The sequence below is a fragment of the Microvirga terricola genome, assembly GCF_011777495.1.
Taxonomy (GTDB): domain Bacteria; phylum Pseudomonadota; class Alphaproteobacteria; order Rhizobiales; family Beijerinckiaceae; genus Microvirga; species Microvirga terricola.
Genome location: NZ_JAATJS010000001.1, coordinates 609,138 through 621,081, shown reverse-complemented (window position 1 = coordinate 621,081; position 11,944 = coordinate 609,138). Strand labels below are relative to the sequence as shown.

The window sequence follows — 11,944 nt, the reverse complement described above, 5'->3', positions numbered from 1 at the left end:
ATGTGACAAAGGCATGGCTCGTCTCACCGCAAAGCAGTTTCAGCGCGCGGCAACCTGTTCTAAAAAACGCGTCATGCCTCCTTTGTATTTCCTCCGTCATGGCGAAACCGAATGGAACCGGGCCGGAAGGCTCCAGGGCCATCTCGACTCGCCCCTGACCGAGAAGGGACGGAATCAGGCCGCTCTGATGGCCTCGATTCTGCTCCGTGAGCTCGGGCCACGGCCCGCCTTACGTCTCGTTTCAAGCCCGCTCGGACGCGCGCGCCAGACGGCTGGCTTCGTCAGCGAGGCGCTGGGGCTGTCCCTTGAGACCGATCCGCAATTGGCCGAACTCACGATGGGTTCGTGGGACGGCTTGACCCGCCCCGAAGTCGAGGCGCGCTGGCCGGGGCGCCTCACTGGCGCGACGGATCACGACTGGTATTTCCGCTCGCCCGATGGCGAAACGGTCGATGAGGCTCGAAAGCGGGCGAGCGCATGGCTGCAATCCGTGACGCAGCCGACCATCGCCGTCGCGCACGGCTTCTTCGGCAAGATTTTGCGCGGCGTCTATGCAGGTCTCGACCACGACGCCGCGCTGCATCAATCAGAGCCGCAGGACGTCGTCTTTCGCCTGCACAACCGCACTATCGAGCGGCTGACCAGCAACGACATCGCCGCTTGAACAAACGATAAAACACCTGAGGAACAACGCCATGCTGAACGACCGCCTGAGCCTCGATGAAATCGCCCGCCGCGTGGAGGCGAAGAGCAAGGCCTTCTGTGATTCGAGCGACCGCATCTGGGCCATGCCGGAGTTGGCTTTCGAGGAGCATCGCGCGGTCGAGGAGCAGATCACAATGCTCGAAGCCGAGGGCTTTAGTATTACGCGTAACGTGGGCGGCATGGCGACGGCCTTCGTGGCGGAGGCGGGCAAAGGCGGCCCCATCGTCGGCATTCTGGGCGAGTTCGATGCGCTGCCCGATCTCGCGCAAATTTCCGGCGTGACGGAACATGCGCCGACGAAGGCGGGCACGCCGGGCCATGGCTGCGGCCACAACCTGTTGGGCTCGGGCTCGGCGCTCGCCGCCGTGGCGTTGAAGGACGCGCTCGAAGGCGAAGGCATTGCCGGCACCGTGCGCTATTACGGGTGCCCTGCGGAAGAGAGCGGCTCGGGCAAGACCTTCATGGCTCGCGCTGGGCTCTTTGACGATCTCGATGCCGCGTTCTGCTGGCATCCGAACGTCATCAACGAAGTCTCGACCATGAGCTCGCTCGCCTGCGTGCAGGCCTACTTCCGCTTCACCGGCCGCGCGGCGCACGCCGCCGCCTCGCCCCATCTCGGACGCAGCGCGCTCGATGCGGTGGAATTGATGAATGTGGGCGTGAACTACATGCGCGAGCACATGCCCTCCGACGCACGCGTGCACTATGCCACCACCAACACCGGCGGCATCGCGCCGAACGTGGTGCAGGCCTATGCGGAGAGCCTTTACCTCGTGCGTTCGCCGCATCTGCCCGATGCGATGACGCTGTTCGAGCGCGTGAAGAAGATCGCGGAGGGCGCAGCTTTGATGACGGAGACGAGCGTCGAAGTGCAGATCACGGATGCGACCTCCAACATCGTGCCGAACAAGGCGTTACAGGACGCGATGTACGAAAACATGAAGCGCCTCGGCCCACCGCCGTTCGATGCGGCGGATGTTTCTTTCGCCGACAAGCTCCAGAAAGCCGCACTGACGGCAGCCGACATTCAGGAAAACGTGAAGGTGCACGCCAGCCTCAAGGGTAAAGCGCTTCACGACGCCGTGCTCGCGATGCCCGAGCGCGAAGGCGTGATGATGGGTTCCACCGATGTGGGCGATGTGAGCTGGGTCGTGCCGACCGCGCAATGCCACACGGCGTGTTTTGCCGTCGGCACCGCCTTCCACACCTGGCAGCTCGTGACGCAGGGCAACCTGCCCGCCGCGCACAAGGGCATGGTGCTCGCCGCCAAGGCCATGGCCACCACCGCCGCCGATTGCCTGCGCAACCCCGATCTCATCGCCCGCGCCAAGGCGGAGTTGCGCGAACGCACCGGCGGCAGGCCTTATGTCTGCCCAATCCCGCCCGAGGTGACGCCGGAGCATCTGAACGGCAAGGCGGCATAAGGGATCAGCCCTTCGTCGCCTTGGACAAGCAAACCGGAAAGGCTTAATCGCCAAAGGGCATGTCGCTTATCCGCTCCTCCCTCCTCGTCGGGCTCGGCGCCGTCGCGTCGCGGGTCTTAGGCTTTGTCCGAGACATCCTGTTCGCGCAGGCGCTCGGCGCAGGGCCGGTGGCGGATGCCTTTCTGGCCGCGTTCCGCCTGCCCAATCTCGTGCGCCGCATCGCCGCCGAGGGCGGGCTGAACCCGGCGCTGATCCCGGCACTGGCGCGCCTGGAGCCCGAGGAGCGGGCGAAGCTCGCGGGCGATGTCATCACCACCTTCGCGCTGGGTCTTTTAGGCCTCACCGCGCTCATCGAAATCGGAGCGGGCGTCATCGCCTTCGTGCTGGCCCCCGGGCTTCAGGGCGATGACGGGACGCTGGCGCTCGTCGCGCTCTATACCCGCCTCGGTTTTCCGACCGTGATCGGCGTGACGCTCGCCTCCCTCGGTGCGGCGCTGTTGAACATGCGCGGCCGCTACACCGCCACCGCGCTCGCGCCACTGGCCGTCAATCTCGGGCTCATCGGCGCTATTGTCATTCTGGAGAATGCCAACTCGCTTGGCGTCGAGCGCAAGGCGATCTGGCTCGCGGTGGCCTCGAGCGTCTCCGGCTTCGTGCAGTTGGTCCTTGTGGCCGTCGCCCTCTTTTCCCCTCCCCCTTGTGGGGAGGGCCAGGGTCGGGGTGTGAGCGCCACCCTTTCAAAAAGTGGCGCCGACACCCCCACCTCCAACTCCTCCCCACAAGGGGGAGGAGGGTTGGGACACAGCGGCGGCGACGTCGCGCGATTCCAAAAGCCTCGTCTGTCACCCGCGCTGAAAAGCCTGTTGCTGGCCGGCCTTCCGGCCCTCGTGGCAAGCGGCGCGGCGCAGCTTTTCATTCTCGTCGGCACGCAGATCGCCTCGTTCTTTCCCTCCGGCGTGTCCTGGCTCTATTACGCCGACCGGGTGGTGCAATTGCCCGTCGGCCTCGTGGCGGCTCTGGGAGCAAGCGTGCTCCTGCCCGAAATCGCCCTGCGGCACCGGGGCGGCGACGCCAAGGCCATCATCGCCGCGCAGAACCGGGCGCTTGAAATCGCCCTGCTGCTCGCGCTCCCCGCCTGCGCCGCTCTTGCTATTCTGGCCGAACCCATCGCCGCCGTGCTGTTCGAGCGCGGAGCCTTCACGCCCGCGGATACCAAGGGCACCGCACTCGTCCTCATGGGCTTGAGCCTCGGCCTTCCCTTCGCGACCCTCGGCAAGGTCTTGAGTCAGACCCTTTTCGCGCAAGGTTCTTTACGCGCGACGCTGTTGGCCACCGGCCTCGGGATCATCGTCACTATCGCCGCAGGGCTGCCCCTGGGCGCGGTGTTTGGCATGGCGGGGATTGCCGTCGGCATCAGCCTCGGCTGCCTCGCCCATGCGGCCGCACTCGCCCTGCTTCTGAAGCGGGTCGGCCTCTGGGCCATCGACCGGCCCGCGCTGGCGAAACTTTCCCGAATCGCGGCCTCGACCCTCATCATGAGCCTCGGTCTCGCCGCCGCCCTGACATTCGCGCCCCACGCGAATGCCGCGACGCTGACCGCCCTCTGTCTTGGCGGATTGGCGCTCTATGGGGCATCCGTCTTCCTCACCGGCGCGGTGACACGTGCCGAGATGGCTCTGTTCACGAAAAAACCTTAAGACCGCTTGCATCCGGGCGGGGCCCTGTCATAACCCCCGCCGCGACAGGCGTTTGGAGTTTTGAAGACGATGGCGAAGTTCAAGGAGCTCGTGTTCTCGGGCGTGCAGCCGACGGGCAATCTCCACCTCGGCAACTATCTCGGGGCCATCAAGCGCTTCGTGACCATGCAGGACCTCTACGACTGCATCTATTGCGTCGTCGACATGCACGCGATCACCGTGCCGCAAAACCCCAAGGAACTGCACGACAAGATCCGGGAAGTGACCGCCGCGTATCTCGCCGTCGGCATCGACCCGAAGCGCCACATCGTCTTCAATCAGTCGCAGGTGCCAGAGCACGCGGAACTGGCCTGGGTGTTCAACTGCGTCGCCCGCCTCGGCTGGCTCAACCGCATGACCCAGTTCAAGGACAAGGCCGGCAAGGACCGGGAGAACGCCTCCGTCGGCCTCTACGCCTACCCGAACCTCATGGCCGCCGACATCCTGGTCTATCGCGCCACCCATGTGCCGGTGGGTGAGGACCAAAAGCAGCATCTCGAGCTGACCCGCGACATCGCGCAGAAGTTCAACAACGACTGGGCGGAATCGATTACTGAGAACGGCTTCGGCGATGCCTTCTTCCCGCTCACCGAGCCGCTGATCCAGGGCCCGGCGACGCGCGTCATGTCGCTGCGCGACGGCTCGAAGAAGATGTCGAAGTCGGACCCCTCCGATTATTCGCGCATCAACCTGACGGATGATGCGGACACCATCGCGCAGAAGGTGCGCAAGGCCAAAACCGATCCCGAGCCGCTGCCGAGCGAGGTCGAGGGCCTCAAAACCCGTCCCGAGGCCGAAAACCTCGTGGCGATCTACGCCGCGTTGACCGACACCACGGCGGAGGACGTGCTGCACCAGCATGGCGGCTCACAGTTCTCCGGCTTCAAGGCCGCGCTCGTCGATGTGGCTGTCGCCAAGCTCTCGCCCATCGCGGACGAGATGCGCCGCCTCATGGCCGATCCCGGCCATATCGACGCGGTGCTGGTGGACGGCTCCAACCGCGCCCGCGCCATCGCGTCAACGACCATGGATGCGGTCAAGGACATCGTCGGCTTCGTCCGCGCGCGCTGATTGCCTCAGGTCGAACTTGCGTCCGGTCGGCGGCTGACGCAGCATGGTCTCCTGGATGCAGGAGACCATGCCAGGAGACCATGCTTTGAGCGGCAAGCGTCGATCCTACGAGACGGGTCATCGGCCCAAATTCCTGGTGATCATCGACAAGACGCCGGAATGCGCCCGCGCCATCCATTTCGCCTCCCGGCGTGTGGCGCGCACGGGCGCCACCATGATCATGCTGGCCATCGTCGACCCGCCCGACAATTTCGAGTGGATCGGCGTCGGCGAGGCGATGATCGAAGAAGCTCGTGCCGAGGCCCAGAAGCGGCTCGATGCCGCGGCCCGCGATGCGCGCAGCGCCGCGGGCGTCGAGCCGCAGCAGGTGATTCGCGTCGGCGACCGCGCCGGGGCCATCACCGCGCTCATCAATGAGGACGAGGACATCTCCTTCCTCGTGCTGGCCGCAGGCACCAGCAAGGAAGGCCCCGGCCCGCTCGTCTCGACGCTCGCCGGCAAAGCCTCCTCCACCTTCCCGGTCCCCATCGTCATCGTGCCGGGAAGCCTGTCGGACGAAGAGATCGACGCGCTGGCGGGGTGACGGGCGCGCGCGCTCCCTCCCCCTTGCGGGGAGGGTTGGGGTGGGGGTCGGAAAGTCGGAGCGTCACCGTTCCGAATTCAATCCGCAAGGCCGCTACAGTGGTTCTTCCGGCACCCGCTCACCCAGCGGCACCACCTCCACCCTCAATCCCTCCCCGCAAGGGGGAGGGAGCTCCGAGTCGCCCTTGGAATCGCCAAAAGCGCGATCCACATTGCCTCTTGAACCTGTTAGAACGATTCCATTCGACACCCCGGCCGGCCTTGAACCGGCGCAGAGGACAAAAGATGTTCATTCAGACTGAAGCGACCCCCAATCCCGCGACCTTGAAGTTTTTGCCCGGCCGCATCGTCATGCCGGAGGGCACGTTTGAGGCACGCAACGAAGAAAGCGCGGGCGTCTCGCCGCTCGCTGGCCGCCTGTTCGCCATTCCCGGCGTCACCGGCGTGTTTTTCGGCTACGATTTCATCACCGTCACCAAGGCGGACGGCGAATGGCAGCACCTGAAGCCGGCCATTCTCGGCGGGATCATGGAGCATTTCATGACCGGCGCGCCGCTATTCACCAACGCCGCGCCGCCGGCCGACGAAGACGGCGAGGAATTTTTTGACGAGGCGGATGCTTCTACCGTCGCGACCATCAAAGAGCTGCTCGAAACCCGCATCCGCCCGGCGGTCGCGGGCGATGGCGGCGACATCACTTTCCGCGGCTTCAAGGACGGCATCGTCTATCTCGTCATGAAGGGCGCCTGCTCGGGCTGCCCCTCCTCCACGGCGACGCTGCGCCACGGCATCCAGAACCTTCTGCGCCACTTCCTGCCGGATGTGCGCGAGGTTCAGGCGGTTTGATCCGGATGCCCAACGACTAAAATCACAAGCGCGGTTCCGGCCGCGCTTTTCTTTTGGAGGCTTCCTTGCACGTCCTGTCCGACGACGCTCTCGATCAGCTTTTCCGCGAGGCCCGCACTTTCCGTTACTGGGAGGACAAGCCCGTCAGCGCAGAGATCCTGCGCACGGCGGTCGATCTCGCCAAGCTCGGGCCGACGAGCGGCAATTCCTCGCCCGGCCGGTTCGTCTTCGTGACCTCACCGGCGGCCAAGGAGAAGCTGCGGCCGCATCTCGACGAGGGCAATGTGCGCCAGACCATGGGCGCACCGACCACCGCCATCGTGGCCTACGACACGGAGTTCTACGAGAAACTCCCCTTCCTCAATCCGCATTCGGACGCGCGAAGCTGGTTCGTCGGCCTGCCCGACGTGATCGAGGAAACCGGGTTTCGCAATTCCTCGCTCCAAGGGGCCTATCTCATCCTCGCCCTGCGCGGCCTCGGGCTCGATTGCGGCCCCATGTCCGGCTTCAGCCGCAAGGGTGTGGACAAGGCGTTCTTTCCGGACGGCAAGACCAAGTCGAACTTCTTGGTCAATATTGGCTACGGATTGCGTGAAAAGCTGCATCCGCGCCAACCGCGCCTGTCGTTCGATGAGATGGCGGTGATCGCCTAATTACAGCCTGCGCAGCGCCACCGTCTCGATGCGGTGGCTCGCGCCTTTTTTGAGGATCAGGCTCGCGCGCTGGCGCGTCGGCACGATGTTGTCGCGCAGGTTCACGAGATTGATGCGGTTCCACAGGCCTTCCGCGATGGTGATGGCCTCCGCTTCCGGCAATTCCGCATAGCGGCGGAAGAACGAGAGCGGATCGCGGAACGCTGTGTGGCGCAGGCGCAGGAAGCGGTTGACGTACCAGCGGTGAAGATCGGCCTCTTCCGCATCGATATAGACGGAAAAGTCGAAGAAATCGGACACGAACGGAATCGCCGTGCCGTCCTTCGGCATCCGCGCGGGCTGGAGCACGTTCAACCCCTCGACAATCAAAATGTCCGGCCGGTCGATGACGATCTCTTCGCCCGGCACCACGTCGTAAACCAGGTGCGAATAGAGCGGCGCGCGCACATTGCGCTTGCCGGCCTTGATGTCGGCAAGGAAGCGCAGGAGCGCGCCGGTATCGTAGCTCTCCGGAAAACCTTTTCGCTCCATCAGGCCAAGCCGCGTCAGCTCGGCGTTCGGCAGGAGAAAACCGTCGGTGGTGACGAGGGAGACCTTGGGCGTGTTGGGCCAGCGGGCGAGCAGCGCCTTTAGCACGCGCGCGGTGGTGGATTTGCCGACCGCGACCGAACCTGCGACGCCGATGATGTAGGGCACCTTGCCGTCGTTCTCGGCGAGCAGGAAGCGCTGCGTCGCCTTGAACAACCCCTGCGTCGCCGCGACGTAAAGGGAGAGCAGGCGCGACAATGGCAGGTAGATCGCCGCCACCTCATCGAGCGAGATCGGATCGTTGAGGGATTGCAGCTGCACCACCTCATCGGCGGTGAGCGTCATGGGTGTGTCGGCGCGCAGTTGCGCCCATTCGTCCCGTGAAAAAGTCCGGTAGGGCGAAACCCGGTCGTCCGTCTCCGGGGCCGACACCGCATTCAGCTGGTGCATGAGCGATACCTTTTCAGGTTTGGACACCTTTAGCTGCCCAACAAAGCCTATCGCGGCCGCGCGGCCTTCTCGGCGAGCCCAGATTGCGCGGTGCGGCGTTCGAGTTCCGCCATCACGTCACTTAATGGAATATGGGCGCCCTGCAAGACGACCAAAAGGTGATAGAGGACATCGGCCGCCTCCGCCGTCAGGTTCGCCCGGTCGCCCGAAACGGCGGCGATCACCGCCTCGACCGCCTCCTCGCCCAGCTTTTTCGCGGCCTTGGCAGGCCCCTCCGCCAAAAGCTTCGCCGTATAGGATTCGGACGCCGGCGCTGCAGCGCGCGTGGCGACGATGCGGGCGAGGTCGTCGAGGGTGAAGGCGGTCATGGCTTAAAAACTTCGTTTAGGGGCGCAAACCCATAGCCCAGAATGGCGGCCAAGGGCCAGCTTTTCGGAAAAAAAGCGGGTCGCTGTCTTTTCCTTCATACCTCATCCTGAGGAGCAGCCGAAGGCTGCGTCTCGAAGGATGATCCAGTGCACCCTGGAGACGCCTCGTCCTTCGAGACGGCGCTTCGCGCCCCTCAGGATGAGGCTGCGAGGGAGCATCGAGGTGAAACTCACGCCGCTGGCTTGTCCAACCGCATGTGAAGCCCGGCCTTGGCCATGTAGTCCTTGGCTTCCGCAATCGTGTACGTGCCGAAGTGGAAGATCGAGGCGGCCAACACCGCGCTGGCATGGCCCTCTTTCACACCGTCGACGAGGTGATCGAGGTTGCCGACGCCGCCGGAGGCGATGACGGGCACGGAGACCGCATCCGCAATGGCATGCACGAGCGCGAGATCGTAGCCGCCCTTGGTGCCGTCGCGGTCCATGGAGGTGACCAACAACTCACCTGCCCCGAGATCCGCGACTTTTTTCGCGAATTCAATGGCGTCGATGCCGGTCGACGTGCGGCCACCATGCGTAAAGATTTCCCAGCGCGGCTTCTCGCCTTCGCCCGAGACCTTCTTCGCATCGATGGCGACGACGATGCATTGCGCGCCGAACTTTTCCGAGGCCTCGCGCACGAAATCGGGATTTTTGACCGCAGCGGTGTTGATCGACACCTTGTCCGCGCCCGCGAGCAGAAGCTTGCGGATATCGTCGACCGTACGCACGCCGCCGCCGACAGTGAGCGGCATGAAGCAGGCCTCCGCCGTGCGCTTCACCACATCGAGCAAGATGCCGCGCGCCTCGTGGCTCGCGGTGATGTCGAGAAAACACAATTCGTCAGCGCCCGCCGCGTCATAGGCCTTCGCGGCTTCCACCGGATCGCCCGCATCGACGAGATCGACGAACTGCACGCCCTTCACGACGCGGCCATCCTTCACGTCGAGGCAGGGGATGAGACGGACTTTGAGCATCACGCCTTCTCCCGCCGCGCGGTGCGCAAGAGCGCCAGCGCCTGATCCGGATCGATGCGCCCGTCATAGAGCGCGCGGCCCGAGATCGCGCCGCCGAGAATCGCGCAATCGGCTTCTGTGAGCCGCTCGATATCCGCCATCGAGGCGAGGCCGCCCGACGCGATGACGGGGATCGAGACCGCCTTGGCGAGCGCGAGCGTCATCGGGATGTTGAGGCCCTTCAAAATGCCGTCGCGGGCGATGTCGGTGTAGATGATTGCCGCAACGCCGGCATCTTCGAAGCGGCGGCCGAGTTCTTCCGCCGTCAGCGTCGAGGTCTGCGCCCAGCCTTCGACGGCGACAAGCCCGTCCTTGGCGTCGATGCCGACCGCGATCTTGCCCGGATGAAGCCGCGCGGCTTCCCGCACGAAGGCCGGATCGCGCACCGCCGCCGTGCCGATGATGACGCGGGCGACGCCCTTGGCGAGCCAACCCTCCACCGTCTTCATGTCGCGGATACCGCCGCCGAGCTGCACGGGGATTTTAATGCGCTTCAGAATGGCTTCGACGGCGGCGGCGTTCATCGGCTTGCCGGCGAACGCGCCGTCGAGATCGACCACGTGCAGCCACTCAAAACCCTGCTGCTCGAAAGCGGCGGCTTGCGCTGCCGGATCGTCGTTGAACACAGTCGCCTGGTCCATGTCGCCCTGAATCAGACGGACGCAGCGGCCTTCTTTCAGGTCGATGGCGGGAAAGAGGATCACGGACGCCACCTCAGGAAATTGGCGATGAGCTTGAGACCGAGGGCCTGGCTCTTCTCAGGATGAAATTGGGTGCCGGCGATGTTGTCGCGCGCCACCATGGCGGTGACGGGACCACCATAGGACGTGGTGGCGACGACGTCATGATCGTCGGCGGGCGACAGCGCATAGGAATGCACGAAATAGGCGTGTAGGCCGTCGGGCCCCGTCTCGATGCCGGAAAGAAGCGGATGCGCGTGGCGCACCTGCAAGGTGTTCCAGCCCATATGCGGGATTTTCAACGACGGATCGTCCGGCACGATGGCTTTGACATCGCCGTGAATCCAGTCGAGCCCTTCGGACACCACGTATTCCAGGCCGCGTGTCGCCATGAGTTGCATGCCGACGCAGATGCCGAGGAAGGGATGGCCCTTTTCACGCACGACACGGTTCAGCGCCTCGACCATGCCGGGAACGGCATCGAGCCCGCGCCGGCAGTCGGCGAAGGCGCCGACGCCCGGCAGCACGATCCGGTCGGCCTTTTCGACGACCGCGGGGTCGGAGGTGACAGTGATGGAATCCGACAGTCCCGCCTCGCGCGCCGCGCGCTCAAAAGCCTTCGCGGCGGAGTGCAGGTTGCCGGAGCCGTAATCGACGATTGCTACGCTCACCGGAGACGCTCCGCATCAGGAAAAAGGCCAAGCACCGGCTCGGACCCGCGAAGGGCGCGGGCCGGAACCGTGGGACGGGTGACGGGCGCGGTACGCTCTAGCCAGCGGGCGATGGCTTTCGCTTCCGCTTCGTCTCGGTCGGCGGCGGTCACCACATCGACGGCCGGGCGGCCGTTGCGGGCGAGCGTCCAGCGCCGCAGGCTGTTCGCCTCAAGCCCGATCAGGGCGGAGAACAAGATGTTCGCCGCAAAAGATGCCGCCGGGTGCACCTTGAGCACGTCCAAAGCCCCCTGAAACGCGACGAGGGCCAGAAGGACGGCAAGACCGGCGATCCAAAGCCGGTGGAAGAAGAACCACAGGACCGTGAAGAAGAAGGCCCCCCAGGAGAAGGCATCCTTCACGACTTCGGCGCTGTCCAATGCCGCCGGATCACCCGGCCGCGCATCGCGCGCGAGATGCAGGGTATAGGTCGCCATGACGTTGTTCCTTAAAGGCATCCGCTGCGAAAGCAGATAGATGCCGTCTGACGCAGCGCTTTAAAGGGTGCCCTTGGTCGAGGGAACACGCCCGCCTTCCCGCGGGTCCACGGCAACCGCCTGACGCAAGGCCCGTGCCACGCCCTTGAAGCAGCTCTCAGCGATGTGGTGGCTGTTCTCGCCGTAGAGCGTTTCCACGTGGAGCGTCAGCCCGGAATTCATCGCGAAGGCCTGGAAGAACTCGCGCACCAGCTCGGTGTCGAACACGCCGATCTTTTCGGTCGGGAACGTGGTCCTGAACACCAGGAAGGGGCGGCCGGAAATATCCAGCGCGACACGCGTCAGGGTTTCGTCCATCGGCAGATGGATGTCCGCGTAGCGGAAAATGCCCTTTTTGTCGCCAAGCGTCTTCAGGATGGCCTGGCCCAGCGCAATGCCCGTGTCCTCGGTGGTATGATGCTGGTCCACATGCAGGTCGCCGGTCACCTTCACGGTCAGGTCGAACAGACCGTGTCGGGCGAACAGTTCGAGCATATGGTCCAGAAAGCCGACGCCCGTGGCGATCTCGGCCTTGCCGGTGCCATCGAGGGCAATCGACACGGCCACATCGGTCTCGGCGGTGCGGCGGCTGACGCTCGCGGAGCGCATCATGACAATCCTTAAGGCTTAAGGAGCTGAGGAGGAGGGCGTTCTACCAAG

At 64.7% G+C, this 11,944-nt stretch carries 14 protein-coding genes; 7 read left to right on the top strand and 7 right to left on the bottom strand.

All coding sequences use genetic code 11. From position 1 onward, the window contains the following. The first annotated feature begins 73 nt into the window (after positions 1-73). The 7 genes from HB375_RS03015 to HB375_RS02985 all read left to right on the top strand — a co-directional run bounded on the left by HB375_RS03015 (position 74) and on the right by HB375_RS02985 (position 7,017). Positions 74-664, top strand: coding sequence for a histidine phosphatase family protein (locus HB375_RS03015; protein WP_167671460.1), 591 nt, complete (start codon positions 74-76; stop codon positions 662-664). 31 nt (positions 665-695) lie between these two features. Continuing rightward, positions 696-2,129 (top strand): M20 family metallopeptidase, encoded by a 1,434-nt coding sequence (locus HB375_RS03010; protein WP_167671459.1) that lies wholly within the window; start codon positions 696-698, stop codon positions 2,127-2,129. Positions 2,130-2,188: 59 nt separating this feature from the next. Further along, complete coding sequence (gene murJ, locus HB375_RS03005; protein WP_167671458.1) at positions 2,189-3,826, top strand: murein biosynthesis integral membrane protein MurJ; 1,638 nt, start codon at positions 2,189-2,191, stop codon at positions 3,824-3,826. Between the two features lie 69 nt (positions 3,827-3,895). Then, positions 3,896-4,936, top strand: a complete 1,041-nt coding sequence (gene trpS, locus HB375_RS03000; protein ID WP_167671457.1) for a tryptophan--tRNA ligase — start codon at positions 3,896-3,898, stop codon at positions 4,934-4,936. A gap of 67 nt (positions 4,937-5,003) precedes the next feature. Beyond that, positions 5,004-5,519 (top strand): universal stress protein, encoded by a 516-nt coding sequence (locus tag HB375_RS02995; protein ID WP_167671456.1) that lies wholly within the window; start codon positions 5,004-5,006, stop codon positions 5,517-5,519. Between the two features lie 284 nt (positions 5,520-5,803). After that, positions 5,804-6,364 (top strand): NifU family protein, encoded by a 561-nt coding sequence (locus tag HB375_RS02990; protein ID WP_167671455.1) that lies wholly within the window; start codon positions 5,804-5,806, stop codon positions 6,362-6,364. 65 nt (positions 6,365-6,429) lie between these two features. Continuing rightward, positions 6,430-7,017, top strand: coding sequence for a malonic semialdehyde reductase (locus HB375_RS02985; RefSeq protein ID WP_167671454.1), 588 nt, complete (start codon positions 6,430-6,432; stop codon positions 7,015-7,017). On the opposite strand, the gene coaA is transcribed toward HB375_RS02985, so the two are convergent. The 7 genes from coaA to hisB form a co-directional block, all read right to left on the bottom strand. Next, entirely contained in the window at positions 7,018-7,995 is a 978-nt protein-coding gene (gene coaA, locus HB375_RS02980) for a type I pantothenate kinase (protein WP_167671453.1), read from the bottom strand. A 47-nt stretch (positions 7,996-8,042) separates the two neighbouring features. Beyond that, the gene (locus tag HB375_RS02975; protein ID WP_167671452.1) at positions 8,043-8,363 is read right to left on the bottom strand and encodes a phosphoribosyl-ATP diphosphatase; all 321 of its coding nucleotides are present in this window, start codon (positions 8,361-8,363) and stop codon (positions 8,043-8,045) included. A gap of 230 nt (positions 8,364-8,593) precedes the next feature. Beyond that, positions 8,594-9,379: an imidazole glycerol phosphate synthase subunit HisF gene (hisF, locus tag HB375_RS02970; RefSeq protein WP_167671451.1), complete on the bottom strand. Its 786-nt coding sequence runs from the start codon at positions 9,377-9,379 to the stop codon at positions 8,594-8,596. Then, positions 9,379-10,131: a 1-(5-phosphoribosyl)-5-[(5-phosphoribosylamino)methylideneamino]imidazole-4-carboxamide isomerase gene (hisA, locus tag HB375_RS02965; protein WP_343232339.1), complete on the bottom strand. Its 753-nt coding sequence runs from the start codon at positions 10,129-10,131 to the stop codon at positions 9,379-9,381. The genes hisF and hisA overlap by 1 nt, the downstream gene beginning before the upstream one ends. Continuing rightward, positions 10,119-10,769 carry an imidazole glycerol phosphate synthase subunit HisH gene (hisH, locus tag HB375_RS02960; protein ID WP_167671449.1) on the bottom strand — a complete coding sequence of 217 codons (651 nt, stop codon included), beginning with the start codon at positions 10,767-10,769 and terminating at the stop codon, positions 10,119-10,121. Before hisH ends, hisA begins: the two co-directional genes overlap by 13 nt. Further along, entirely contained in the window at positions 10,766-11,245 is a 480-nt protein-coding gene (locus tag HB375_RS02955; protein ID WP_167671448.1) for a DUF2628 domain-containing protein, read from the bottom strand. The genes hisH and HB375_RS02955 overlap by 4 nt, the downstream gene beginning before the upstream one ends. A gap of 60 nt (positions 11,246-11,305) precedes the next feature. Beyond that, positions 11,306-11,893 (bottom strand): imidazoleglycerol-phosphate dehydratase HisB, encoded by a 588-nt coding sequence (hisB, locus tag HB375_RS02950; protein WP_167671734.1) that lies wholly within the window; start codon positions 11,891-11,893, stop codon positions 11,306-11,308. Between the last annotated feature and the right edge of the window lie 51 nt (positions 11,894-11,944).

Coding starts and splice junctions, on each gene's coding strand:
- HB375_RS03015 (WP_167671460.1), top strand. CDS start 74: ATGCCTCCTTTGTATTTCCTCCGTCATGGCGAAACCGAATGGAACCGG.
- HB375_RS03010 (WP_167671459.1), top strand. CDS start 696: ATGCTGAACGACCGCCTGAGCCTCGATGAAATCGCCCGCCGCGTGGAG.
- murJ (WP_167671458.1), top strand. CDS start 2,189: ATGTCGCTTATCCGCTCCTCCCTCCTCGTCGGGCTCGGCGCCGTCGCG.
- trpS (WP_167671457.1), top strand. CDS start 3,896: ATGGCGAAGTTCAAGGAGCTCGTGTTCTCGGGCGTGCAGCCGACGGGC.
- HB375_RS02995 (WP_167671456.1), top strand. CDS start 5,004: ATGCCAGGAGACCATGCTTTGAGCGGCAAGCGTCGATCCTACGAGACG.
- HB375_RS02990 (WP_167671455.1), top strand. CDS start 5,804: ATGTTCATTCAGACTGAAGCGACCCCCAATCCCGCGACCTTGAAGTTT.
- coaA (WP_167671453.1), bottom strand. CDS start 7,995: ATGCACCAGCTGAATGCGGTGTCGGCCCCGGAGACGGACGACCGGGTT.
- HB375_RS02975 (WP_167671452.1), bottom strand. CDS start 8,363: ATGACCGCCTTCACCCTCGACGACCTCGCCCGCATCGTCGCCACGCGC.
- hisF (WP_167671451.1), bottom strand. CDS start 9,379: ATGCTCAAAGTCCGTCTCATCCCCTGCCTCGACGTGAAGGATGGCCGC.
- HB375_RS02955 (WP_167671448.1), bottom strand. CDS start 11,245: ATGGCGACCTATACCCTGCATCTCGCGCGCGATGCGCGGCCGGGTGAT.
- hisB (WP_167671734.1), bottom strand. CDS start 11,893: ATGCGCTCCGCGAGCGTCAGCCGCCGCACCGCCGAGACCGATGTGGCC.